Origin of the sequence: Mucilaginibacter sp., assembly GCF_039935595.1 — a bacterium.
Taxonomy (GTDB): domain Bacteria; phylum Bacteroidota; class Bacteroidia; order Sphingobacteriales; family Sphingobacteriaceae; genus Mucilaginibacter.
The window spans coordinates 1-24,484 of sequence record NZ_JBDTJZ010000144.1 but is presented as its reverse complement, the minus strand read 5'-3'; the positions used below and the strand labels follow the sequence as shown (position 1 = coordinate 24,484).

24 protein-coding genes are annotated in these 24,484 nt (G+C 40.6%); 16 read left to right on the top strand and 8 right to left on the bottom strand.

Annotated elements, in window-relative coordinates; genetic code table 11:
* The 6 genes from ABI367_RS09655 to hflX all read left to right on the top strand — a co-directional run.
* Window positions 1–661 (top strand): T9SS type B sorting domain-containing protein (locus ABI367_RS09655; RefSeq protein WP_462228567.1); only part of this gene is annotated, 661 nt, incomplete at its 5' end.
* 43 nt (window positions 662–704) lie between these two features.
* Window positions 705–1,511 (top strand): methyltransferase domain-containing protein, encoded by an 807-nt coding sequence (locus ABI367_RS09650; protein ID WP_462228566.1) that lies wholly within the window; start codon window positions 705–707, stop codon window positions 1,509–1,511.
* Window positions 1,512–1,627: 116 nt separating this feature from the next.
* Entirely contained in the window at window positions 1,628–2,545 is a 918-nt protein-coding gene (locus tag ABI367_RS09645) for a sugar transferase (RefSeq protein ID WP_462228565.1), read from the top strand.
* Between the two features lie 355 nt (window positions 2,546–2,900).
* A complete protein-coding gene (locus ABI367_RS09640; protein WP_462228564.1) occupies window positions 2,901–4,199 on the top strand; it encodes a glycosyltransferase in 1,299 nt (432 codons plus the stop codon).
* Window positions 4,192–4,944, top strand: a complete 753-nt coding sequence (locus ABI367_RS09635; RefSeq protein WP_462228563.1) for a glycosyltransferase family 2 protein — start codon at window positions 4,192–4,194, stop codon at window positions 4,942–4,944. Before ABI367_RS09640 ends, ABI367_RS09635 begins: the two co-directional genes overlap by 8 nt.
* Window positions 4,945–5,019: 75 nt before the next feature.
* Window positions 5,020–6,204, top strand: a complete 1,185-nt coding sequence (hflX, locus tag ABI367_RS09630) for a GTPase HflX (RefSeq protein ID WP_462228562.1) — start codon at window positions 5,020–5,022, stop codon at window positions 6,202–6,204.
* A 120-nt stretch (window positions 6,205–6,324) separates the two neighbouring features.
* Here the strand turns inward: hflX and ABI367_RS09625 are convergent, their stop codons facing one another.
* Both ABI367_RS09625 and mqnB read right to left on the bottom strand, forming a co-directional pair.
* Window positions 6,325–7,173: a menaquinone biosynthesis family protein gene (locus tag ABI367_RS09625; protein ID WP_462228561.1), complete on the bottom strand. Its 849-nt coding sequence runs from the start codon at window positions 7,171–7,173 to the stop codon at window positions 6,325–6,327.
* A 472-nt stretch (window positions 7,174–7,645) separates the two neighbouring features.
* The gene (mqnB, locus tag ABI367_RS09620; RefSeq protein ID WP_462228560.1) at window positions 7,646–8,311 is read right to left on the bottom strand and encodes a futalosine hydrolase; all 666 of its coding nucleotides are present in this window, start codon (window positions 8,309–8,311) and stop codon (window positions 7,646–7,648) included.
* Between the two features lie 156 nt (window positions 8,312–8,467).
* Here mqnB and ABI367_RS09615 point away from each other — a divergent pair, with 156 nt between their 5' ends.
* From ABI367_RS09615 to ABI367_RS09600, 4 genes are all read left to right on the top strand, one after another.
* Window positions 8,468–8,884: a 6-pyruvoyl trahydropterin synthase family protein gene (locus ABI367_RS09615; RefSeq protein ID WP_462228568.1), complete on the top strand. Its 417-nt coding sequence runs from the start codon at window positions 8,468–8,470 to the stop codon at window positions 8,882–8,884.
* 9 nt (window positions 8,885–8,893) lie between these two features.
* Window positions 8,894–9,532, top strand: coding sequence for a GTP cyclohydrolase I FolE (folE, locus tag ABI367_RS09610; RefSeq protein WP_462228559.1), 639 nt, complete (start codon window positions 8,894–8,896; stop codon window positions 9,530–9,532).
* 115 nt (window positions 9,533–9,647) lie between these two features.
* Complete coding sequence (gene fabD, locus ABI367_RS09605; RefSeq protein ID WP_462228558.1) at window positions 9,648–10,532, top strand: ACP S-malonyltransferase; 885 nt, start codon at window positions 9,648–9,650, stop codon at window positions 10,530–10,532.
* A gap of 67 nt (window positions 10,533–10,599) precedes the next feature.
* Window positions 10,600–14,343 (top strand): sensor histidine kinase, encoded by a 3,744-nt coding sequence (locus tag ABI367_RS09600; protein ID WP_462228557.1) that lies wholly within the window; start codon window positions 10,600–10,602, stop codon window positions 14,341–14,343.
* On the opposite strand, the gene ABI367_RS09595 is transcribed toward ABI367_RS09600, so the two are convergent.
* The 3 genes from ABI367_RS09595 to ABI367_RS09585 form a co-directional block, all read right to left on the bottom strand.
* Complete coding sequence (locus ABI367_RS09595) at window positions 14,333–15,964, bottom strand: ABC transporter substrate-binding protein (RefSeq protein ID WP_462228556.1); 1,632 nt, start codon at window positions 15,962–15,964, stop codon at window positions 14,333–14,335. The two genes, ABI367_RS09600 and ABI367_RS09595, sit on opposite strands and share 11 nt — an antisense overlap.
* A 531-nt stretch (window positions 15,965–16,495) precedes the next feature.
* Window positions 16,496–17,239, bottom strand: a complete 744-nt coding sequence (locus ABI367_RS09590) for a LytR/AlgR family response regulator transcription factor (protein ID WP_462228555.1) — start codon at window positions 17,237–17,239, stop codon at window positions 16,496–16,498.
* Between the two features lies 1 nt (window position 17,240).
* Entirely contained in the window at window positions 17,241–18,278 is a 1,038-nt protein-coding gene (locus ABI367_RS09585; RefSeq protein WP_462228554.1) for a sensor histidine kinase, read from the bottom strand.
* A 203-nt stretch (window positions 18,279–18,481) separates the two neighbouring features.
* Between ABI367_RS09585 and ABI367_RS09580 the strand changes: the two genes are divergently transcribed.
* From ABI367_RS09580 to ABI367_RS09565, 4 genes are all read left to right on the top strand, one after another.
* On the top strand, window positions 18,482–18,688 hold the full coding sequence (locus tag ABI367_RS09580) for a hypothetical protein (protein WP_462228553.1): 207 nt from the start codon (window positions 18,482–18,484) through the stop codon (window positions 18,686–18,688).
* Between the two features lie 210 nt (window positions 18,689–18,898).
* A complete protein-coding gene (locus tag ABI367_RS09575; protein WP_462228552.1) occupies window positions 18,899–19,105 on the top strand; it encodes a hypothetical protein in 207 nt (68 codons plus the stop codon).
* Window positions 19,099–20,001, top strand: a complete 903-nt coding sequence (locus ABI367_RS09570) for an ABC transporter ATP-binding protein (protein ID WP_462228551.1) — start codon at window positions 19,099–19,101, stop codon at window positions 19,999–20,001. The genes ABI367_RS09575 and ABI367_RS09570 overlap by 7 nt, the downstream gene beginning before the upstream one ends.
* The gene (locus ABI367_RS09565) at window positions 20,001–20,801 is read left to right on the top strand and encodes an ABC transporter permease (RefSeq protein WP_462228550.1); all 801 of its coding nucleotides are present in this window, start codon (window positions 20,001–20,003) and stop codon (window positions 20,799–20,801) included. The genes ABI367_RS09570 and ABI367_RS09565 overlap by 1 nt, the downstream gene beginning before the upstream one ends.
* 196 nt (window positions 20,802–20,997) lie before the next feature.
* Here ABI367_RS09565 and ABI367_RS09560 read toward each other — a convergent pair whose 3' ends face one another.
* A complete protein-coding gene (locus ABI367_RS09560) occupies window positions 20,998–23,262 on the bottom strand; it encodes a Tex family protein (protein ID WP_462228549.1) in 2,265 nt (754 codons plus the stop codon).
* Between the two features lie 147 nt (window positions 23,263–23,409).
* Between ABI367_RS09560 and ABI367_RS09555 the strand changes: the two genes are divergently transcribed.
* Both ABI367_RS09555 and ABI367_RS09550 read left to right on the top strand, forming a co-directional pair.
* Complete coding sequence (locus tag ABI367_RS09555; protein ID WP_462228548.1) at window positions 23,410–23,577, top strand: hypothetical protein; 168 nt, start codon at window positions 23,410–23,412, stop codon at window positions 23,575–23,577.
* Window positions 23,564–23,932, top strand: a complete 369-nt coding sequence (locus ABI367_RS09550; protein ID WP_462228547.1) for a PIN domain-containing protein — start codon at window positions 23,564–23,566, stop codon at window positions 23,930–23,932. The genes ABI367_RS09555 and ABI367_RS09550 overlap by 14 nt, the downstream gene beginning before the upstream one ends.
* A 1-nt stretch (window position 23,933) precedes the next feature.
* Here ABI367_RS09550 and ABI367_RS09545 read toward each other — a convergent pair whose 3' ends face one another.
* Window positions 23,934–24,155, bottom strand: a complete 222-nt coding sequence (locus ABI367_RS09545) for a hypothetical protein (RefSeq protein WP_462228546.1) — start codon at window positions 24,153–24,155, stop codon at window positions 23,934–23,936.
* A gap of 38 nt (window positions 24,156–24,193) precedes the next feature.
* Window positions 24,194–24,484, bottom strand: a 291-nt coding sequence (locus ABI367_RS09540; RefSeq protein ID WP_462228545.1) for an iron chaperone, incomplete at its 5' end; no start/stop codon positions are given.

The window sequence follows — 24,484 nt, the reverse complement described above, 5'->3', positions numbered from 1 at the left end:
GGGGGGCACAACTTACCAATGGGTGCCATCAACAGGTTTATCAAATGCCAATATCGCAAACCCGGTGGCGTCGCCATTACTTACAACAACTTATACTGTTGTCGTAAGTAATAATAATTGTACAGCTACAGCCTCGGTTACTGTAACGGTAATACCCAAACCAACGGTAAATGCAGGTATTGATCAAACTATATTGAGCGGAAATACAATACAGCTTAAACCAACAATTACCGGCAGCAATTTGCAATATAAATGGTTACCTGCAACCTATTTAGATGACCCTACAATACCTAATCCAATAGCTTCGCCTACACAAGATATTACATATACATTATATGTTACTTCGCAGCAAGGCTGTTTTACCGTAAGTGATGATATTGCTATTAAGGTAAATGCCAATATTACGCCAACCAATACTATTACGCCCAATGGGGATGGAATAAATGATGTTTGGAATATACCCGGGTTAAGTACTTATCCATCCTGTGTGGTAAATATTTATAACAGGTACGGCAAATTGCTTTTTACAAGTTTGGGCTACGCTAAAGCCTGGGATGGTAAATATAACAATGCTGTTGTTCCTTCAGGTACATATTATTACACCATCGATCTTAAAAATGGTTCGAAAGTTATTTCGGGTTGGATAGCCGTTGTTAAATAATAAGCTAATTATACTATTTTTGACTTTCGTGCTTTAATTTTATATGGAAGAAAAATACAAACGGGGCGAGGTTTTATATGGCGATGATTTTACTATTGACCAGATACAAAACTGGTATAATGAAGAAACCGAAGCCTATGCCAACCTGGGCAGCAAGGAGGCCGAAGAATATACTTACGGCTATGACGCGTTAAACACGCTGCATGGCTTTAGCTATTTAAAAGGCAGGCACTTTGAAAATGCTTTAGGCATGGGTGCCGCCTGGGGACATGAGTTTTTCCCGGTTATTAACCAGATTGATAACATTTATATTATTGAGCCGTCGGATAATTTAAAGTCCGAAAAGTTGGGTAATATCACGCCTAAATATGTTAAGCCTGCCGTTTCCGGTAAACTGGAGTTTGAGGATAATTTTTTCGATTTGGTTACCTGTTTTGGTACACTGCACCATACGCCAAACGTATCGTATATTATTTCTGAATTGCACCGGGTAACCAAACCCAGGGGTTATATTTTGCTGCGCGAACCCATTATATCCATGGGCGACTGGACCAAACCCCGCAAGGGTCTAACCCGTAACGAGCGCGGCATACCCCTGCAAATTTTCAGGAAGATATTTAAGGACCTGGATATGGAAGTAGTAAACGAAGCCGGCTGCTTTTGCATGACCGCCTTTTTTCAGCGTACGTGGGGAAAGCTTTCAAAAAAGGCCATTTTTACGCATAAAAGTTATGTACGGCTGGATAAATGGCTGGCAAAATTATTCGCGGGTAATTTGCACTACCATGCTACTAAAAAGTTAGAACGTATTGCGCCGCAAAGCGTGTTTTATGTGTTGAAGAAAAAATAATAAAATCCGTTTGTCATTTCGAGTGACAACGAGAAATCTATACACAAGCATTGCGTGTAATCGGCTTGTGTATAGATCTCTCACTATGTTCGAGATGACAGGAGAAATAAATAACCATGCAAAAACTCGCACCCATAGCTTTATTTGTTTATAACCGTCCGGAGCATACCCGCCGTACCATCAGTTATTTGCAAAAGAATGAACTGGCTGACGAGTCGCGATTATTCATCTTTTCGGATGCGGCCAAAACCCAAGTCGACCGGCATCAAGTTGAGCAGGTGCGAAAACTGATACATGAAGTGCACGGCTTTAAATCGGTAAAAGTTATTGAGCGAAAGGAAAACTTTGGATTAGCAAAATCAATCATTGATGGCGTTACCCAACTGGTAAATGAATACGGAAAGGTTATAGTTTTTGAGGATGACCTGCTAACCTCGCCCTATACCCTGCAATATTTTAATGAGGCGCTTATCCGCTACGCGGACGAAGAAAAAGTGATGCATATAGGGGCATATATGTATAACTTAAAAGCTAAGGGTTTACCCCAAACCTTTTTTTACCGCGCCGCCAGCAGCTGGGGCTGGGCCACCTGGGACAGAGCATGGAAAAATTTTGAACCCGATATTGATAAGCTGATAGCGCAGTTTGATAAAGAAAAAATCAATCGCTTCTCTATTGAAGGAACCATGAATTTTTGGAAACAGGTGGGCGAGTTTAAAGCCGGTAAAAATAATTCATGGGCCATACGCTGGTATGCCTCGGTGTTTTTAAAAGGAGGGTTAACGCTAAACCCGGCACACTCGCTGGTAAATAACATTGGGCATGACGGTACCGGCGTACACTCCAATATCGAGGATATGTACGCTGTAAAAATTTCTCAAAAGCCGGTTACCCATTTCCCGGATGTGATTGAGGAAGATGCGCAGGCTTATCAAGCCATAAAAGCTTTCCTGAAAACCCGTAAGGGCAGTTTGTTGCAGCGCGGTTTACGGTTTATGTTGCAGATTAAGGCGAAGTATCTTTCAAAGAAATAGAACAGTCCTTATTACCATTGTCTTATTTAGCTGAAAATTAATGTATTACAGGTGTTATGTAACGCAACGTTATGCTTAGAATTATGAATTGAAAAACATCAATTATCAGTATGGCTTAAAAGTCATTTTTTGCTAACCCGATATTTTTACAATTAATTGAATTTCAAACATTTAACAAATTTTTTATCGAATTATGTAAACCCTTGTAAACCATTTTACCAAAAAAAATAATCCTGATTTTCAGCGGCACATAGTTGGGAATATATAAAGATCCCCTCTCTAGCATAGAGAGGGTGGTCGAACGAAGCGATGACCGGGTGAGTCGACTTTCCAAGAATAAATGTATTTTTACCCTATGCTAAAAGTGGTGCATTTAAATACGTATGATGGCAACGGAGGGGCCGGACGAGCGTGTATGCGGCTAAACCGGGCGCTGCTTGAACAGCAGGTGGATTCAAAGATCATTGTGCACTATAAGTTTGGCAACGACCCATCCATCAAAACATTTAACACCAATATCTTTAAAAAATACTATACCGCGTTCATCATTATTTTCGAACGGTCGCTGGCTAAACTATACTTGAAGCCGGTACGTACCCCATTTTCATTTGCCTGGTTTGGGCGCTCGGTTATTAAACATCCGGATGTTAAAAATGCCGATATCATTCACCTGCACTGGGTTAACCATAGTTTTTTAAACCCCAAACACCTGGCCCAGTTAGCCAAACTAAATAAACCCATTGTTTGGACATTTCATGACAGTAATGCCTTTACCGGTGGTTGCCATGTACGTTATACCTGTACCCATTACCAGCAGCAATGCGGCAATTGCCCTTTGTTAAAAAATGAAGCTCAAGATGACCAGTCGCAAAAAATATGGGTGCAAAAAAACGAGGCGTATCAAAAATTAAATATCAATATAGTTGCCCCAAGTAGCTGGATGGAAGAATCGGTTAAATTAAGCAGCTTAATGGGCGGGCGATCAATTCATCAAATACCAAATACACTCGAGACCAACATATTTAAACCCCTAAATAAAAAACAAGCTAAAGAGCAAGCCGGACTAAACCCCGATAAGTTTATTTTTTTAACAGGCTTTATGCCATCACGCAAGGACCTGCATAAGGGTACGCAATACCTGTTGGATAGCCTCGACCTGTTAAAACAACGATTGGGAGAAAATGCTGAAAATATTGAATTGGTAGTGTTTGGCAATCGGAATACTGAGGATGTTCCCGATTTTCCATTCAAGACCACTTTTTTAGGTACTATAAGCGACGATGAAAAGCTGGCTAACTGCTACGCCGCTGCGGATGCATTTTTAATACCGTCGCTGGAGGATAACCTGCCTTATACCGTAATGGAGAGTCTGGCTTGCGGCACGCCCGTTATAGCCTTTACCACGGGCGGTATACCCGACATGGTGCGACATAACTACAATGGCTACCTGGCCGAATATCGTTCGGCACAGAGCCTTACAGCGGGTATGGAGTGGGTTATAAGCTATCCCGACAAAGAAAAGCTGGAGGCGCAATCAAGATTAACGGTAATGGATAGGTTTGCCGAAAGAATTGTGGCCGCCAAACATATCCAGCTATATAAAGCGCTTACCACACCGGCAAAGAAAAAGAAAGGGACCAGCGCCGATGTTTAAGCCCCGGTTAAGCGTAATTACTGTGGTTTATAATAATGCGCAGCATATTGAGCGCACGCTGCTATCGGTACTTAACCAAACCTATACTGATATTGAATATATTGTAGTTGACGGCGCATCCACCGACGGAACGCTAGATATAATTAATAAATATACAGACCGCATCACTAAGGTTATAACCGAACCCGATGCCGGGATTTACGATGCCATGAACAAGGGCCTTACCCTTGCCACCGGTGATTATGTGTTGTTCATGAACTCGGGCGATGAGCTATATTCGCCGCAAACTGTAGCGCGGGTTTTTGCTGCCGCGGATAATGCGGACATTTATTACGGCGAAACCGAAATGATCAATGATAAAGGCGAAAGCCTGGGCAGACGCAGGCATAAAGCCCCCGCGCAATTTACCTGGCGCAGCTTTAAATATGGCATGAGCGTTAGTCATCAGGCTATTTATATAAAACGGGCATTGATTGAACCTTACGACCCCCAATACCAGCTAAGTGCTGATATCGACTGGATAATCCGCACAGCGCAAAAAGCAAAAACTATAGTTAATGTAAACCAATACGTAGCCAAATATTTGGTGGGTGGCCAATCAAAAGCTAAACACCACCAAAGTTTGCAGGAACGTTTTGATATTATGAGACGCTACTACGGGTTATTGCCCACGGTTTTTAATCATTTGGTTATTGCGTTTAATTTGGGTTGGTATTGGTTGCGGAATAGAAGGACGAATGATTAGCCCTCCGGCCACCAACAGCAATGACATGCTGTCCAGTTTTTGTAACTTGGCACTTTGATTGTTAAATCAATATTAATGAAACAAAAATTTTATGATACTGCCATTAAGCAGGAACGTGCGGTTTTAGTTGGCGTTATCACCGCCAACGAAACGGATGAACGCGCCAAAGAATATTTAGAAGAATTACAATTTTTAGTAGATACCGCCGGTGCCAAAACCGAAAAAATATTTACTCAAAAACTTTCCCAGCCGGATAGGCGTACGTTTGTAGGCTCGGGCCGGTTAGAGGATATAAAAGCTTATGTAACAGAAGAAGAAATTGATATTGTAGTGTTTGATGATGAACTAACCCCATCGCAACTGCGCAATATTGAAAATGAGCTACAGGTTAAAATACTGGACCGTAACAACCTGATACTGGATATTTTTGCCAGCCGTGCACAAACCGCGCAGGCCAAAACACAGGTAGAGTTGGCACAGTTACAATACCTGCTGCCCCGCCTTACCCGCCTTTGGACCCACTTAGAGCGTCAAAAGGGTGGTATTGGTATGCGTGGCCCGGGTGAGAGCCAAATTGAGACGGATAGAAGGTTGATCCTGGAAAAAATTTCGTTGCTTAAGGAGCGGTTAAAGCTGATAGACCGTCAAAACGAAACACAGCGAAAAAACCGTACCCAAATGGTACGTGCCGCATTGGTGGGCTATACCAACGTGGGTAAATCAACCATTATGAATATGCTCTCCAAATCGGATGTGTTTGCCGAGAATAAGCTGTTTGCCACGCTGGATACTACCGTGCGCAAAGTGGTGATTGAGAATGTGCCGTTCCTGCTGTCAGATACCGTTGGGTTTATCCGCAAACTACCTCACCATTTGGTAGAGTGTTTTAAATCGACCCTGGACGAGGTGCGCGAAGCAGATATATTGATACACGTGGTTGATGTATCGCACCCCAGTTTTGAGGACCAGATGCGGGCCGTAAACGAAACGCTAAAAGAAATGGGCGCGGTAGATAAGGATACCATTACCGTTTTTAATAAAATGGATGCTTTTCAACCCCCTGCACCCCAACCCGGCGAGGAAGCCGAACCGCTAACCCTGGAAGATTTTAAACATAGCTGGATGGCGAAAAATAATAGTCCGGCGATATTTATATCGGCTACTAAAAAAGAAAATATTGACGAGTTCAGGAGCCTGTTGTATGAGCATGTAAAAGCTATACATACGGACAGGTATCCGTATGATCATTTGTTGTATTAGTACAAGTTCCCCTCCTCGGAGGGGGCGCGAATGAAAGTGCGTAAAGCAGGGGTGGGTTAACCACTTAATTTAACACACCCCTCCACCCCTCTCAAGAGGGGAATCGCACAACCCCAGCTTTTAAGTTAAAAAGATTTTTTCTTTTATTGAGGGTATAATGTTCTTCTCCACCGCAGTATCAAACAATAAGTTTATCGCTTTGCGCCCTTCCTCTCCCAACTCAACGGAGTATTTATTTACATATAGCTCAATATGCTTATACATCACCTCCTCGCTCATTTCCTGCGCGTGCTGGCGGATGAAGTCTAAGCCCGATTTAGGATTGGCAAAAGCATACTCAACCGATTTACGCAGCACCCGGTTTATTTTATGCTGAACATCCGCAGGTAAATTACGGCTAGCTACAATGCCACCCAGCGGGATGGCGTAGCCGGTTTGTTTTTCCCAATAATCGCCCAGATCAATTATTTTTTTCAGGCCCTTATCCTGATAGGTAAAACGGTTTTCGTGGATGATCAAACCAACATCAACCCTGCCTTCTAAAACAGCATCTTCAATATCGCTGAATACCAGTTCTACTTTATTGGTAGCATTTGGAAAAGCCAGTCCCAATAAAAAATTAGCGGTAGTGTATTTGCCGGGTATTCCAATTTGCAGTTTGCAGTTTGCAGTTTGCAGTTGTGCCTGTAGGTTTTCAGGATCATCCTTACAAATTAAAAGTGGACCTACGCCAAAACCCAGTGCGCTGCCGCTGTCAAGCAGTACATATTTATCGGCTACGTATGCAAAAGCATGATAGCTTAGTTTGGTAATATCCAGTTCGCCGCGAAAGGCTTTTTGGTTAAGGGTTTCTACATCATCATAAAACACCTCAAACTCCAGTCCCTCGGTATCAATTTTATGGTGTATAAGCGCGTCGAAAATAAAAGTATCGTTAGGGCAGGGCGAAAAGCCGAGGGTTAGTTTCATAGGAATGAGTGATAGATTTTATAATATCTGCCTAAACCAATGTTACTAAAAAAATAAAAATGTATACAGATCAATATTATAAATAAGAATAATGAAAATACTGATTTTAGTAACGTATCTTTTTTGTTTTTAAAAGTTGATAAAGCCAGTATTATAAAACAAGGGATTAACCCTGCAAAAAGAAAAAGATGTATAAAACCTAATCCTTCAACATCATGTATTCCTCCACCAAAAAGTTTGATACCAAGATCATTTAATGATATTAAAAAACAAATAATAATTACTTGAAGTATGGTGTCAAACTTTCCTTTGTTTAAACTTATTAAGCAGGTTATAACTATTATAATGATTGGCGTGAGCGTTATTCCTGAGGGAGCAAAATAGTGATCGGATAGAATGTTACTTAGTATTATAAAAATCGCCAAAAGCAGATTCCAATATTTGTTTTTATCTAGGCTTGTCATTGTTGGTTTTACAACTCCCTTATTAACTCCAGCGCAAAGTTATTCAGATTTTTAACAGCAAGCCCTATCTGCCAGTTATCGCGGTTACGTTTCTCCACATAATTTGACACTGCCCTGATCTGTATGCAGGGCACCTTAAGCTGATGGCAGGCATAAAAAAAGGCCGCGCCTTCCATGCTCTCCAGTTGTGGGTTCAATCGTTCAACAGTATTGGCTATAGTAGCTTCATTACCATGCACCGTATTTACGGTAATGGCCTTAACTTTGGTTAGATTTATCTTTTTGCTGAAATGACTAAGGCTGCTGGTTGGCCTGAATATGCTTGCGCCAAAACCCAGTTTTTCAATACTGATAAAGCGGGTATCATCTTCGGCACCTAACTCGGCAAAGGTATCTTCAGTTATTTCAGCCAGTTGGCCCAATTGTATTTTACGGTCAAAACTGCCGGCTATGCCTAAATTTATAACCAAATTATAAACGTTATGCGGCAGGTGCCGGGCCAGGGCAAACGCAGTAGGCACCATACCTGCACCGGTTATAAGCACCGAGCAGTTAGCTACTGATATATGCCGGGTAACATACAAATTATCTGCCTCGTCAGATTTTTGCATACCTAGCGAGGTCATTAACGGCTCAACTTCGGGCTGTGTTGCGGCAACAATTAATATGCGCATATTTTGAATTTGTTTTGTACTAAGATAATTAATAAAGTTTGCAGTTGTTAGTTTGCAGTTAGCACAAAAAATTGACTAACTAAAAATAGCTGCAAACTGCCCACCGCAAACTGCTAACTATAAAAGTTTGTATATTTGCACCCATTAAATATTATGATGATATACGTAACGCGCAAGGAACATTTTAATGCAGCCCATAAAATGTACCGTGATGAATGGAGCGCAGAAAAAAATGCTGAGGTATTTGGTAAATGCGCAAACCCCAACTGGCACGGCCATAATTATTACCTTTTTGTAACTGTAAAGGGCGAGGTTACTTACGAAACCGGCTATCTGATTGACCTGAAAGAGCTGAAGGTGATCATTAATGATTATGTGATAGAACAGCTTGACCATAAAAACATTAACCTGGATGTACCTTTTATGAAAGGCAAAATGGCATCGACCGAATTGCTTTGCATCGAGATATTTAACCAATTAAAAGCACCCATTGAGGCCTACCCCGGTGTATTTCTTCACTCGGTAAGATTGGCTGAGACCGAAAATAACTCGGCAGAGTATTTTGGCGATTAACTTTATAACATGATCGATAAAAACAATATCCCCGATAGGGATGATGATATAAACGGCTATGAGAAAGTAGACCGATATAACCCGGATCTGATAACCAGCCTATCTGCACATTATAAAGAAGTTTTAAAACAAATAGGCGAAAACCCGGAACGCGAAGGATTATTAAAAACCCCCGAGCGTATAGCCAAAGCCATGTTGTACCTAACTCACGGTTATGACCTGGATGCTAAGGAAATATTAAACTCGGCCTTATTTAAAGAAGAATACAGCCAAATGGTGGTAGTAAAGGATATTGAAGTATATTCTATGTGCGAGCACCATATGCTGCCATTTTTTGGAAAAGCGCATATTGCCTATATCCCTAACGGATATGTGGTTGGCTTGAGCAAAATACCACGTGTGGTTGACGCCTATGCCCGTCGCCTACAGGTACAGGAACGTTTAACCAACGAGATACGCGATTGCATACAGGAAACCCTGCAGCCTATCGGCGTGGGCATAGTTATTGAGTGCCGCCACTTGTGTATGTGTATGCGTGGGGTACAAAAGCAAAATTCGGTAACTACAACATCTGCCTTTACCGGCGGATTTTTGCAGGAAAAAACAAGGGCAGAATTTCTTAACTTAATTTCGCAGAAATTAAGTTAGTGATCAGTAACTGGAGATTAGTGATTAGTAGTTTAACACAAAACTCCGGTGCAATTGTTACTTTTATATAACCAATTATAACTAATCTCTAATCACTAATTAACCAATCACTACATTGAAAGCATATATTTTTCCGGGGCAGGGCGCCCAGTTTGTTGGAATGGGTAAAGATCTTTACGATCAATCAGAAAAAGCCCGTGAGCTATTTGAGCAAGCCAATGATATATTAGGTTTCCGTATTACGGATATTATGTTTAATGGTACCGATGAGGACCTTAAACAAACCAATGTTACCCAGCCGGTCATATTTTTACACTCGGTTATTTTGGCTAAAGTGATAACTGATTTTAAACCGGACATGGTAGCGGGCCATTCGTTAGGCGAGTTTTCTGCTCTGGTTGCTGCTGATGCTTTATCATTTGAGGATGGTTTGCGCCTGGTTGCAGCCCGTGCCAATGCCATGCAAAAGGCCTGCGAGATACAACCATCAACCATGGCGGCCGTTTTAGGACTGGATGATTTTACAGTTGAGGACATTTGCCAACGTACCAGCGAAGTGGTGGTTCCGGCAAATTACAATTGCCCGGGCCAACTGGTAATATCAGGATCCATTGCCGGTATTGACAAAGCTTGCGAAATGCTTACCGAAGCCGGTGCTAAACGCGTTGTGAAATTGAACGTAGGGGGTGCATTTCACTCCCCATTAATGGAATCAGCAAAGATTGAACTGGAGCATGCTATTGTACATACCGAAATAAAATCGCCGGTATGCCCCATCTATCAAAACATAGATGCCAAAGCCTACACCGATCCCGAAAAAATTAAGCATAACCTTATTGCACAACTTACCGGGGCTGTAAGGTGGACACAAATTGTACAACACATGCTGGAAGACGGAGCAACTTCATTTACCGAAGTTGGGCCGGGAAGCGTTTTGCAGGGTTTGGTTAAGAAAGTTAACCGCGCCATACCCACCGAAAGTGCCCAATTGCAACAATAATTTAAAAAGCCGCAAACTAAAGCGGCTTTTTTTTATTTTAGACATACATAAATCTATTTAAAACACTTTGAGCTACGCCGCAAAATTACGTTGGATGCTTGCCCTTTTAACAGCCACGCTGTTATTAACGGCAATTATTGCGCGTAAAACTTATACACCGCAAAATAGCCTTAACCAATCAGCCAAAGTATTAGAAGATAATCTGCACCGAAAAGAAAGCCTTGTATACCAAAAAATAAACACAGAAGAAGCCTTTGGTAAGCTAAAAACACTAACTACTGACGGCCAATACGCGCTTGATTTTATAAAGGAAATGACCACCGACAACCGGATATGGGTGGTAACCTTTAATAATAATACGCTCAGTTTTTGGAGTGGTATTAAGGTGATACCTTCAATTACCGTTATCAGGAACGGGGCATCATTTATAAAAACAGCTAACGGCTATTATGAGGTTATAAAAAAAACAGAGGGCAATTTTTCTGCATTGTTCTTTATTTTGATAAAGGCTGATTATGCTTTTCAAAACCAATATCTCAAAAATGCTTTCGAACCGCAGCTGTTTAATGATAACAATATTGAAATTGCAGATTTTACAGATAAGAATGTTTACGAGATATATAATATTAACCATACCTACCTTTTTTCGGTAAAAATAAAGCCTAATCAAATTAATCACCGGTTCTTTTATTTTGAAACCCTTTTCTGGATCTTAACCTTTATTACACTATGTATATTAATACATAATATCAGCAGTTACTTTGCGCGTAAAGGGTACACCTGGGTCTCCATAATTTTTTTAACCGTGTTTATTGTGGGTATAAGATTTATTAATCTTTACTTCCATTGGCCAGATTTTACAACCCGGCTGGATATTTTTAACCCCCAGATATATAAATCAAATGAAGTATACCCTACGCTGGGCGATTTTTGTATCAACACTTTACTGCTGTCGTGGTTTGCATCCTTCCTGTTTAAACAGCGCAATCGTTTGCTACGGAAAGATCCGGGCAAAATAGTTAGTTACATTTTGCTTTTGGCTTGCATCCTTATTTTAATAACATCATTAACCGTACTGTTATATACCTTTTATGGCCTGGTAAGTAACTCGCAAATAAATTTCGATGTAAACAATTTGCTTAATCTTTCCTATTACAGCGCGCTGGGCATTTTAATGTTATGTTTTAGTTTTTTGATATTCTTCCTGTTTACTGAAACCTGCCTTACTATTTCAAAAAGGCTATCCATACCCTTATCCAACCAGCTTATTATATTTTTAGCCGGCATATTTTTAACTACGGTAATTGTAGCCTGGTGGCAGGAGTTTACCTTGTTTTATATATTCTGGGCCATTATTGTAATAATACGCGGTTATTCATACCGCTATTACAACCGTAAACTTACTTCGGGCCTATTTGCAGTTATAATTTTGCTTTATGCTTTCATATCATCTGTAATGATTAACCATTTTGAAAGTTTAAAGGAAAAGGAGGTACGCAAAAAGCTTGTGTATAAACTGGTAGTGCCTGATGACCCTATTGCTTATAAACTATTTAAGAATATAGAAGGCAAATTAAAAAGCGACCCATTAATAACAAGGGCATTTGCCGATACGGCCCATAATAATGTTGAGTTTTTAAAGAACTATATACAAAAGCTTTATTTTGATGCATACCTTTCAAAATATGATTTTAAACTACATGAGTTTAATGACAATGGGCAGGCTATAGGCCCTGATAAAACGTATGCTTTAGCTGATTTTAAAGATATGGTTCTTTTTAGTTCGCTTAAAGTTTCTAATTACTTCTATCATGAAAACTCATCTTTTGGCTTTCAAAATTATTTTGCGCTGCTGCCGGTAATTAATAATAACCGCAGCCTGGGTGTATTGGTTATTGAGTTACGGTCCAAATCGGTACAGGTGGCACAGGCGTTCCCAAAACTGCTTGTTGACGGTAATATAAATCAGGATGACGAGTTTAAAAACTACTCCTACGCTTTTTATAGTGATAACCGCCTGATAAGTCAGCATGGTAGTTTTGTTTATAACTTGAAAAACACTGATTTTAAAGGTGTACTTAAGAAAAGTGTATTTACTACTACCAATGTAAGTAATCCGGTTTGGTATAGGCCATTTGCACAATATAGCCATCTGGTTTATAAGTCTTCAGGTCGTAATCTTATTATTATAAGCAAGCAGGAAAACATAGTACTTTATGACCTTGCATCGCTCACCTTCTTTTTTGTGGTGATGTTGATATTCAGTGTAATTGTGATCATTATACGATGGTCGTGGATACGGATTAAAATATTAAGCGTTACTGATAACAGGGTAAAATGGACATTTAAAATAAAATTTGACCGCCTGTTATATAAAACACGCATACAGTTTTCGATGGTGTTTGCGGTGGTTATTACTTTAATAATTGTGGCCCTTATTACTTATATATCTATAAGCACGCAATATCAATCTCAACTGGATAAAACTATTCGAGATAAGATAAACCGTATAGCAAGCTCATTTGGAGATGAGATGGGTAATAAATCAATGACCCAATTAAATGAGAATGACCAAATAAGTTTTAATCGTATTGCAAATTCATACGGTACCGACCTGAGTTTATTTGACGGCAACGGACAGCTTTTAATAACCACACAGCCTAAAATTTATGAAACAGGTTTGTTGGTAAAGCGGATGAATGCGAGTGCCTACATATCATTAGGCAAACAGCAGTTATCTGAATTTATAAATGACGAGAAAATTGGCGATTTAAGTTACCGGGCCGCTTACTCGCCTTTAAGAAAATCAAACGGACAAGCTATAGCGTATTTGCAATTACCCTATTTTTCAAATGAGGCAGATTACCAGGATCGTATTGTATCATTACTTAACATCATGTTTAATGTATATGCTCTGGTTTTTATAGCTATTGGGTTGTTAGCTGTAGGGATAGCGCGGCAAATAACATCGCCGTTAAACTTTATCCAATCAAACCTGAGCCGCATAATATATGGCAAAAAGAACGAGCCAATTCAATGGGAGCGGGATGACGAGATTGGCGCACTGGTAAAAGAATATAACCGCATGATTCTTGAACTGGAGGAAAGCGCACAAAAACTGGCGCAATCTGAAAGGGAAAGCGCCTGGCGCGAAATGGCCAAGCAGGTTGCCCACGAAATTAAAAATCCGCTTACGCCATTAAAGCTGGGGTTGCAATTACTGGATAAGTCATGGAAAGAAAAGGACCCTAAGTTTGACCAAAAATTTGAACGTTTTAGCAAATCATTTGTGGAGCAAATAGAGAGTTTATCGTCCATAGCGTCCGAGTTTTCGGCTTTCGCAAAAATGCCCGATACCCGTTTGGAACGTATAAACATATTTGATATGCTTAGCCAGGCCGTTACCATTTTTAAACAGATGGATAATTTTACCATTAATTTTAATGCTGCTGCCGATCCGTTTTTTATATTGGCAGATAGGGACCAGCTTTTGCGTTGCTTTAACAACCTCTTAAAAAACGCCATTGAAGCTACTCCCGAAGACCGTCCGGGTGTTATTGACATAGCCTATACTATAAGCGAAAAAAATATTTTATTAACGCTGAAAGATAATGGCAATGGCATACCCGAAAACATGCGCGAAAAAATATTTGAACCTAATTTCACTACCAAGAGCTCGGGCACCGGATTAGGGCTGGCCTTTGTAAAAAACTCTATTGAAAATGCGCGGGGAAAAGTTTGGTTTGAAACCACTTTAGGTGTTGGCACCACTTTTTATCTGAGCCTGCCCGCGGCTGATGTTAATGCTTAATAACTTTTTTAAGCGTCATTAAATTTTGCGCGTTTACGCTGTAACCCGATATATTATTTTGGTACAAATTTATTCGCTTTTCATAATACAACACCACCACCGGCGATTGCTGCATAATAATATTATCCATTTGGCGATACAGGGTATAGCGCTGTTCGTCATCTTTTACCTGATCGGCCTTTTCAAAAAGGGCGTCAAACAGCTTATTGTTAAACCCTGTATAATTAGGGCCAAAAGGCACTTTGTTTTTTGAATAAAAAATCGAAAGATAATTCTCGGCGTCAGGATAATCAGCTATCCAGACCCCGTAAAAAAAGTTAACGCTATTTTTGGCTATCAACTCGCGCAGGCTCCCTCCCTGGGTTATTTCAACGCTGGTTTTAATGCCAATTTTATCCAGCTCGCGCTGCACAAACTCTATCAGGCCCCGGTAAGCAACAGTAGTGTTTAACACAATTGACGGCAAATTTTCGCCATCAGGATAACCCGCTTCGGCCAGTAACTGCCTTGCTTTTTCCGGGTTATATGAATAGCCTTTTACTCCATCTTTATTATATCCGGGCATACCCGCCGGTATAAAACCCGCGCTGCCGGGTGTGGCCAAACTATTACGCAGGTATTTCACCATTTTTTCCTTATCAATGGCATAGTTAATGGCCTGTCTTATTTTTAATATTTTCAATGGCGAGTTTTTAACAATAGCAATATTGGTATCAACTAATATGCCCAGGTACAGCGTACTTAAATAAGGGCCGGTATTAAGGATAAATTTGTCTTTATATTTTTTAGTGATATGGCCCGATTTGGTTAAAATATCATCGCGGTAACTGCCATCAATATCATTTAAAAAGTCAAGGTCCTTTTTGATAAATTCCATGAAAACGGTTTGCTTGTCGCCTATAAAATAGCCCCGTACAGCATCCAGGTAGGGCAACCGCTTGCCCTTATCATCCTTTTCCCAGTACTTTTCGTTCTTTACCAACACAACCACCTCACCTTCTTTCCAGTATTTAAACCTAAACGGACCGGTGCCTACCGGGTGGCTACGAAAATCTTTGCCATAAAATTCTACCACCTCTTTGGGCACTACCGAGCAATAGGGCGCTGTCAGCATACTTAAAAATGGCGCAAATGGCTGTTTTAATACTATACGGAAAGTGCTGTCATTTAATGCGATAAAGCTATTTTTACTCTGCACCTTATCGCTAAATATCCATGAGCCCGATGAGGCTACTTTAGGGTCAATCAACCGGCCAAAGCTATACGCAAAATCAGCGGCGTTAACTTTACGACCTATTCCGTTTTTAAAATGTACATCGTCCTGAAAATAAACATCATCACGTAAATGGAAGGTATAGGTTTTACCGTCTGCTGATACCTCCCAGTTTTTAGCAATGCAAGGTATAGCCTTTAAACTATCGTCAATTTGCACCAACCCGTTATAGAGCTGGTTATCCATCAGGATGGTATTTTTATTGCGGCAAAAAGCGGGATCAAGCGAGGTAAGACCTTCGTCAAGGTTTAAGTTGAAGGTGGTTTTGTGGGATGTGGATTGATCAGTATGGCAGGAAATGAATAAAGTAACACAAATAAAAAATATGTAGCCGGTTAGTTTATTCATTAGCTAAATATATCAATTATTAAAAGAGTGGATAAATGAAATATTGAATATGGCTTTTTAATTATACTTGGCGATGTAATCGCGATACCATATTAAGCACTCATGGCAGACTTACCGTGTACCCATATCTTTTTAATTAAAAAAAATGCGGTTATATGTCCCCTACGGGCAATGTCATTAAGTTAAGGTATTGAGTCCCATTTTAATATCGAACACAGAATGTCCAATCTCGAATAATGAAGTTAAAACTTCGATATTCGAGATTCAAAATTCATTATTCGATATTATTTAAGCTTCTGTTTCCCTTAACTTAACGACATTGCCCTAACGGGACATAGATAGTCAAAAGATATGGGTACACGGTAGGTAGCTGGGAGGTGATCGCGCATGCCCACCCAACATTTTAAATTTACTTCCTTTGTTGGTGTTGTTCCCAAACCGGATGTAATCTCTTGGGATTAATTAATATTCTCATTACATGTTGATGATAACACCAACATGGGCGAGAAATTCTACTTCATAAATCCGAAATTAAAGGTTCTTCCCCTCAATCACTTTAAAAAACTGGTCGCGGTAGGTATCGCCTACGGGGATGATCTTATCGCCTATAAAAATACGGCTGCGTTCAATGCTGTCAATTTTATTCAGCGCTACTATATATGATTTATGTACCCGCATAAAATGTCTTTCGGGCAGCGTCTCTTCCATCTTCTTCATGTTTTGCAGGGTGATAATACGCTCGGTAGGTGTAAAAATAGAGATATAATCTTTCAGGCCCTCTATATATAATATCTGGTGCAGGTAAACCTTCTGGATCTTATACTCGCTTTTAACAAATATAAAATCGTTCATAAAATCCTGTTGCTGCTGCTGTACCTGATGCACAGGTTCGACGGCGGGTGTGGAGGCCTTAACAGCAGGTTGTATAATGCCCTGTGCTTTTTGCGCGGCTTTAAAAAAACGATCGAATGCTATGGGTTTAAGCAGGTAGTCAACCACATCCAGTTCATACCCTTCTAACGCATATTGCGAGTAGGCTGTAGTTAATATTACCTTGGTCTTACCGTTAGCTATCTTTAAAAACTGTATGCCGGTAAGCTCGGGCATTTGCACATCCAGGAATACCAGGTCAATATTACCTTCCTGCACCATGGTTAAAGCTTCAATGGGGTTGGTGGTGGCTTTTATAAGCTCCAAAAACGGCACTTTGGCTATATAATCTTCCAGTATATGCAGCGCCAAAGGCTCGTCATCAACTACAAGGCATCTAATCATTTTATAAAACTAATGATAATTCGCAAGTATATGTATCCTTTTCGTCGTGTATATCTAAATTATATTTTCCGGGATAAAGCAGATCTAACCGGCGTTTAACATTGTTTAACCCTATGCCGCCAACGGCGTCGGTATTGTTTTTATGCTTTTTATTATGAACATAAAATTGCAGCTGGTTAGCCAGTATACTTACATATAGTTGTATTGGCGAAGAAGCATCACTGGCCACCCCATGCTTAAAGGCATTTTCAATAAAAGCAATGAGCAACAGGGGTGCAATTTTTTGGTTGGTTACCTTACCTTCTATTTTAAAATCAACATAGGCTTTGTCACCTAATCTTATTTTTTGCAGGTCGATAAAATTTTGAAGGTAATGCAATTCTTTCGACAGGTCGACTGTATTGTCATTACACTCATACAGCATGTACCGCATAATTTCTGATAGCTTTAAGATAGCATCAGGCGTAGTATCTGACCGCTGATAGGCCAACGAGTAAATACTGTTTAAGGAGTTAAATAAAAAGTGCGGGTTTATTTGCGATTTTAAAAAAGATAGTTCAGCGCTTAGCCGCTGGTTTTCCAGGTCGCGCTGTACACGTTCATTAACAAACCAGTCAACAAATAACTTAAGTACTACACTGAAAAATATAAAAATAATGCTGGTAAACACGGTACTGACGAAGTACCCGATAAAATTCATTTCCTGCATGCCCATTGGCGGGCCGTCACGGCGGCGTGGACGGAAAAATTGATCGTCTTTAAAGAATAACGCTATACCATATTTAATAAAGCCGTACATAACTATGGCGCTAAGTATAGCCGCTAAGTATAAACCGTACCGCTTTCTGTTTAAGTATTGAGGTATTAAAACAAGATAATTAAGGTAAAACAAACTGATATTAACAATACCATACAGTAAATACTCAATAAGCACGTGGTGCATGCTCAATTTGAATACATTACGCATCATAAACATGGCGAATGAGATTAGCCCGGCCCAAACCAGGAAATGCCAAAACACCCGTCGCTTTTTTTCCATAGTATCAAAATTAGTGTTATGGTTTAAGGCACGCGCTACTATTTATATATACGCCTTTTATTTACCGATGAACGGGCAATAAGTTTCGACGAACTGGCAATATGGCCCAAATTGGCGTTCATCTATAAATAAAACCACTTGGTATAATACTTTTTAATAGCCCAATTTTTTATAATTTCTTTGTTTCATCAAATCGCAACAATATGAAAAAGCTGTTCACCAACTCAAACCCGTTTATACTTTTACTGGCACCTGTAATGTTCGCTGTTATAATGGGCGCTGCTTACCAGGTTGAACAAAAGAAACAAAGTTTAGAGGCTTCTGCACCAATGCAGGCAACTTCGCTTTTTGTTAAAGGCGTTACACTGGTTAAAACGGTTTGTTCAATTGCTAAACCAAGCGTTTGGTAATTATAAAAAAGTAAAATACCCCTATTTTAAATAGCATAGCCGTAGGCCATAGGTTTACGGCTATTTTTTTGCTTTGTTTTGCGGTAGCAGTTTGCCTAACTGGCTGTATACCCTAAATTGGCGTTCATCTATAAATAAAACCACTTGGTATAATACTTTTTAATAGCTTGATTTTTTATAATTTCTTTGTTTCATCAAATCGCAACAATTATGAAAAAGCTGTTCACCAACTCAAATCCGTTTATACTTTTACTGGCACCAGTGGTGTTTGCTGTTATAATGGGGGCTTCTTACCAGTTGGAGCAAAAAAAACAAAGTATAGAGGCTTGCGCGCCAATGCGGACCACCTCGCATTTTGTTAAAGGCATTACGCTAGTTAAAACCGTTTGTTCAATTGCAAAACCAAACCTATGGTAATTAAAACCGAGGGGTTAACCTTTAACTTTGGGCAACAAACTGTTGTTAAGAATTTATCATTGCAGGTTCCGGAAGGAAGCATATACGGTTTTTTAGGGCCCAACGGTGCCGGAAAAACCACTACCATTAAATTACTGCTTAACCTGTTAAAAACACAGGAAGGAAATATCGAGATATTTGGCCTGCAGTTTAATGCACACCGCAAGCAAATATTGGCTCAAATAGGGTCGCTTATTGAGCAGCCTGCCATTTACGCCCACTTAACCGGTAAAGAGAACCTACTTAACCGCGCAATACTTTTACAAATTCCCGAAACCAGGGTGGACGAAATGCTTAACCTGGTGCATTTAACCGCCGCCGCCCATAAAAAAGCCGGCAAATACTCATTAGGCATGAAGCAGCGTTTAGGTATAGCCCTGGCCTTATTATCAGACCCTAAGCTTTTAATATTAGACGAACCCACCAACGGCCTTGACCCTAACGGCATTATTGAGATACGTGAGTTATTGATACGGTTGGTTTCTGAACATAAAAAAACTGTTTTTATATCAAGCCATTTATTAGCCGAAGTTGAGCGTATGGCTACCCATGTAGGCATCATCAATAACGGTGAGCTGCTTTTTCAGGGAAGTATAAAGGATTTGGAGGCTATTAGCCAACCCGCCATATATATTGAAACTGATGATACTGCCGACGCGGCTAACCTGCTTAAAAAGCAGGGTTATAATATTATTGATGTGGATGTTAACCACCTTTCAGTAGCGTATCAGTCAAAAAACAAAGCCGGCGAAATCAATACCCTGCTTAACCAAAGCGGCCACGTTGTTTACAGTATCCATAAGGTGCAAAAGGACCTGGAGAAACTATTTTTAGACATTACCCAAACCCCTGCCTGATGAAAGATCTTTTACTATCGTTGCAGTCTGAGTTTTATAAGAGCCGAAAAACGCTGGGGTTTTGGTCGGCTATATTATTGCCTGTGTTAATATGCTTATTGGTTTTTTGGCATTTTTATACAGATAGTGTTAAAATGTCTGGCTTCCCGGCCATGCTGCTATGGCTGCGTTATGCCGGCTCCATATTAAACGTAATGGGCACTTTATTGCTGCCTATGTTGGTGATATTTATTTGTTACTCGGTTAACAGCATTGAACATAAAGCCGATACCTGGAAAACTTTGTTCAGCCTGCCAATATCTAAATGGGCCGTTTATTCGGCTAAATTTATTTATGCTTTATTGCTGATAGCCATTTGCCTTAGCCTGTTTTACGCGCTTACAATGGCATCAGCTAATTTGCTGGGTAATTTGAAGCCCGAGTTCCGCTTTGCGGATTATGATATGAAAGGCGCATTATTACAGATCTACTTTAAACTATTCTTATCTGCCCTGGGCATATTATCCATACAGTTTTTATTGAGCCTTTTATGGTCCGACTTTTTAAAGCCGATGGGTGTTGGCTTTGTCGCCACTTTATCGGGATTAATATTAGTTGGGTTTGATTGGAAATACGACTACCTGATACCTTACGCGCATCCGTCATTAACCGTGAGAAGCATCATGCCGCGCCGTGGCATGATGGCCATACCCGAACTAAAGGTTGAAATATTTACCGACTATGTATATGTAAGTCTTATTGTATGCATTGCCGTATTCATTGCCGGCTTTTATATTGTACAGAAAAAGAGTGTAAAGTAACTTGAGTTCGATATCAGCCTTATTTTAAGCTGATATGACCCGTAGGGTCTACCTATTTGTAGCACCTGAATAAAACAATTTCTTATGCCCTGTTAAGGGCTACACTTCGCAAATTTGGGTAACCCCTAACGGGTCAAAAACACAAATGGGATAATTAACTACAAATAGGTAGACCCTACGGGTCATGTTGCTTATTTTACTTAAACAAGTTCTTTAACGCCGCCAATTTTACAGCCATATCGGTTTCCGCTTCCGGCTCTTTTCTTTTAGGCTGATGCTGTACAGGTTTTTGTGGTTGATGCACTTTGGCGGGGCGCTGTTCTACTTTTTTAGGCTCATCCGTTTTCATGGATAAGGATATGCGTTTGCGGTTCACATCCACCTCGGTAACCGTAACCTCTACCTGCTGGTGCACTTTAAGCACCTCGTTAGCATCTTTTATAAAACGGTTGGCTATCTGGCTTAAATGTACCAAGCCATCCTGGTGCACGCCAATATCAATAAAAGCACCAAACGCAGTGATGTTGGTTACAATGCCGGGCAGTTTCATACCGGCTTTCAGGTCGGCTATGCTGTTTACGCCTTCTGTAAAGCTAAAGGCTTCAAACTTTTCGCGGGGGTCGCGACCGGGTTTAGCCAGCTCGGCCATAATATCATTTAGGGTTGGTAATCCAACGGTATCTGTAATATATTTTTGCAGGGGGATGCTTTTGCGCAGCTTTTCATCGCTCATTAAAGCGGCAACCGTGCAATTGCTGTCTTTAGCCATTTGTGCCACCAGGTCATACCTTTCGGGGTGCACAGCACTTGCATCCAACGAGTTTTGCGCGTTGCGGATGCGCAGGAAACCTGCCGCCTGCTCAAATGCTTTATCGCCCAGGCGGGGTACTTTTTTAAGCTGATCTCGCTTAGTAAATGCCCCATTAGCATCGCGATAGGCCACAATATTTTGTGCCAACTGCGGCCCAAGGCCCGATACATAAGCCAGTATTTGTTTAGATGCGGTATTCAATTCAACGCCAACGGCATTTACACAACTAATAACCGTATCATCCAATGAGGCCTGTAGTTTATTTTGATCCACATCATGCTGGTACTGGCCCACGCCAATGGATTTTGGGTCTATCTTCACCAACTCGGCTAATGGGTCCATTAAACGGCGACCAATAGAAACCGATCCCCTAACAGTAACATCCTTATCCGGAAATTCCTCGCGCGCCACATCCGATGCTGAATAGATAGATGCTCCGCTTTCATTAACCATTACTACTTCGACACCGGGCAGGTTTAATTTTCGCACAAACACTTCTGTTTCGCGCCCTGCGGTACCGTTGCCAATGGCAATGGCCTCTATATTATATTTTTCAAAAAGATGTTTAACCGTCTTTTCGGCTTCGGTAGCCTGCCCCGCACCGGTATGCGGGAATATAGCCGTATACTCCAACAACTTACCCTGCTCATCCAGACAAACTACCTTACACCCCGTGCGGAAACCGGGATCAATAGCCATGGTGCGCTTTTGGCCCAGTGGGGCGGCTAATAATAACTGACGTGCATTTTCGGCAAATACGCGTATGGCTTCCTCATCGGCTTTTTTCTTGGTCAACAGCCTTACCTCGGTTTCCATTGACGGGCGCAGCAGGCGCTTGTAGCCATCGGTCATGGCTTGCTGTACCTGGTGGGCCGCATCGTTATTGCCGGTTATAAAAGTTTTTTCCAGCAGGTCTATCGCTTCCTCTTCGGGTGGCAGTACATCTAAATATAATATCTCCTCCTTTTCGCCCCGGCGCATGGCCAGTATACGATGTGATGGCGCCGACTTTACCGGCTCCTCCCAATCAAAATAGTCTTTATATTTCTGCCCAGCCTCTTCCTTACCCGGCACAACCTTCGATTTAAAGCTGCCTTTCTGCATAAACAGTTCGCGCAGTTTGGTGCGTACTTCTACATCCTCGCTTATATGTTCGGCTATAATATCCCTTGCCCCGCCTAAAGCTTCTTCAATATCTTTAACACCTTTTTTCTCGTCAATATATTTTTCGGCCTCGGCTGTTATGTCAATTTTATTTTGCGCAAATAGAATATCAGCCAATGGCTGTAAGCCTTTTTCGCGGGCAATGGTAGCCCGTGTTTTTCTTTTAGGGCGATAGGGCAGGTAAATATCCTCCAGCAGCACCATGGTTTCGGCTTCGTTTATCTGCTTTTCCAGTTCGGGGGTCAGCTTGCCCATTTCGGTAAGCGATTTTAATATCGCTTCGCGGCGCTTATCCAGATCGCGCAATTGCTGCATACGGTCGCGCAGGCCGGCTACCTGTACTTCGTCCAAACTTCCGGTAACTTCTTTACGGTAACGCGAAATAAAGGGTACGGTAGCACCTTCGTCTAACAATTCAATGGTGGCAACAACCTGCTTTTCGGCAATGGCAAACTCGGCAGCTAATTTTTTATAATGGGTATTCATGTATCGGGTAATTGGATAGCGAAAATGGGATTATGATTTTAGAAGTGAAAGGGGTGTTGGTAAATTGTTGGATACCTAAAACGAAGTATACATTTTTTATAATTTTTTCTTAATTTTGTTATAAGTCAACTAATTATAGTTTAAAATATGGTTATCACTATAAACAAGGATACAAAAGCCGAAGAGATAAATAAAGCCTTAAAAAAGCTACCAAAAACTAAACGGAAAAGCCTGAGCAGTTTTTATGGCAGATTGAAAGGTGCTTTTGGTGATGGCTTGGCTTACCAAAAAGCGATAAGAAATGAATGGGATTAAGTATCTGGTAGATACTAACTGTTTTATCTATTTACTTGATGAAAACCCCATAATACTTCCTTTTATAAATAGCGGTTGGGCATTTTCATACATTACCGAAATGGAGTTGCTTAGTAAAAAAGGCATGAGCACAAATGAGGATTCGCTGACCAGGGAGATGCTAAACTCTTGTTATAAAATAAATCATTCCCAATCAATTACTGAATTAGTTATCAATCTAAGGCGAAATCATAATATCAAACTTCCTGATGCCATTATTGCCGCCTCTGCTCAATTATTGCGATTACCAGTAATAACTGCTGATAAAACATTTGCCCGGTTTACTGATATTGATTGTATTATATTGGATTTTTAAATCACTTAGCATATTTTTTCATTACCTCATCGTGCGGAGTAAGCACGCCGGATTCAGCCTGTTTTCTTGAACGTTCAATACCGGCTTTTACATTTTCAGGTAGGTCATTCCAAAAATCCTTTTCGTTATGTTCAAAAACGTCTTTTATCTGTTGGATCAATGACTCATCATTTTTATCAAGCAAGTGCTTAACCAATGATGTTTTTTTAGTTTGAATGTCCATATTAAAATTTAGCTATTGTATCCACAAGTCAAAAAGCACTACTTCTCCTTCTTCTTCCCCTTAGCCAAATTCTTCTCTACCCTAAATTTCACAATCCTGCCTATCAAATCCAGCGGCAGCGGCTTATCCAGCGTAAACTGCATGGTGCCTCTCCCGGTTTCATATTGACGTGCTTCTTCAAAGGCTTCAATACCCATGGGTGCGGGGTAAAAGCCGATATGATTTTTATACCCACCAAAATGCACGAGGTTACCATTTAATACAAAGGTAGGTATGCCATATTTAATATCCTCGGTAGCTTCGGGGGCCGCGGCTTTAATGGCTGATCG

Coding starts and splice junctions, on each gene's coding strand:
- ABI367_RS09640 (WP_462228564.1), top strand. CDS start 2,901: ATGCTAAAAGTGGTGCATTTAAATACGTATGATGGCAACGGAGGGGCC.
- hflX (WP_462228562.1), top strand. CDS start 5,020: ATGAAACAAAAATTTTATGATACTGCCATTAAGCAGGAACGTGCGGTT.
- mqnB (WP_462228560.1), bottom strand. CDS start 8,311: ATGCGCATATTAATTGTTGCCGCAACACAGCCCGAAGTTGAGCCGTTA.
- ABI367_RS09565 (WP_462228550.1), top strand. CDS start 20,001: ATGAAAGATCTTTTACTATCGTTGCAGTCTGAGTTTTATAAGAGCCGA.
- ABI367_RS09560 (WP_462228549.1), bottom strand. CDS start 23,262: ATGAATACCCATTATAAAAAATTAGCTGCCGAGTTTGCCATTGCCGAA.
- ABI367_RS09650 (WP_462228566.1), top strand. CDS start 705: ATGGAAGAAAAATACAAACGGGGCGAGGTTTTATATGGCGATGATTTT.
- ABI367_RS09615 (WP_462228568.1), top strand. CDS start 8,468: ATGATATACGTAACGCGCAAGGAACATTTTAATGCAGCCCATAAAATG.
- ABI367_RS09645 (WP_462228565.1), top strand. CDS start 1,628: ATGCAAAAACTCGCACCCATAGCTTTATTTGTTTATAACCGTCCGGAG.
- folE (WP_462228559.1), top strand. CDS start 8,894: ATGATCGATAAAAACAATATCCCCGATAGGGATGATGATATAAACGGC.
- ABI367_RS09585 (WP_462228554.1), bottom strand. CDS start 18,278: ATGGAAAAAAAGCGACGGGTGTTTTGGCATTTCCTGGTTTGGGCCGGG.
- ABI367_RS09555 (WP_462228548.1), top strand. CDS start 23,410: ATGGTTATCACTATAAACAAGGATACAAAAGCCGAAGAGATAAATAAA.
- ABI367_RS09590 (WP_462228555.1), bottom strand. CDS start 17,239: ATGATTAGATGCCTTGTAGTTGATGACGAGCCTTTGGCGCTGCATATA.
- ABI367_RS09635 (WP_462228563.1), top strand. CDS start 4,192: ATGTTTAAGCCCCGGTTAAGCGTAATTACTGTGGTTTATAATAATGCG.
- ABI367_RS09625 (WP_462228561.1), bottom strand. CDS start 7,173: ATGAAACTAACCCTCGGCTTTTCGCCCTGCCCTAACGATACTTTTATT.
- ABI367_RS09575 (WP_462228552.1), top strand. CDS start 18,899: ATGAAAAAGCTGTTCACCAACTCAAATCCGTTTATACTTTTACTGGCA.
- ABI367_RS09545 (WP_462228546.1), bottom strand. CDS start 24,155: ATGGACATTCAAACTAAAAAAACATCATTGGTTAAGCACTTGCTTGAT.
- ABI367_RS09570 (WP_462228551.1), top strand. CDS start 19,099: ATGGTAATTAAAACCGAGGGGTTAACCTTTAACTTTGGGCAACAAACT.
- ABI367_RS09580 (WP_462228553.1), top strand. CDS start 18,482: ATGAAAAAGCTGTTCACCAACTCAAACCCGTTTATACTTTTACTGGCA.
- ABI367_RS09595 (WP_462228556.1), bottom strand. CDS start 15,964: ATGAATAAACTAACCGGCTACATATTTTTTATTTGTGTTACTTTATTC.
- ABI367_RS09550 (WP_462228547.1), top strand. CDS start 23,564: ATGAATGGGATTAAGTATCTGGTAGATACTAACTGTTTTATCTATTTA.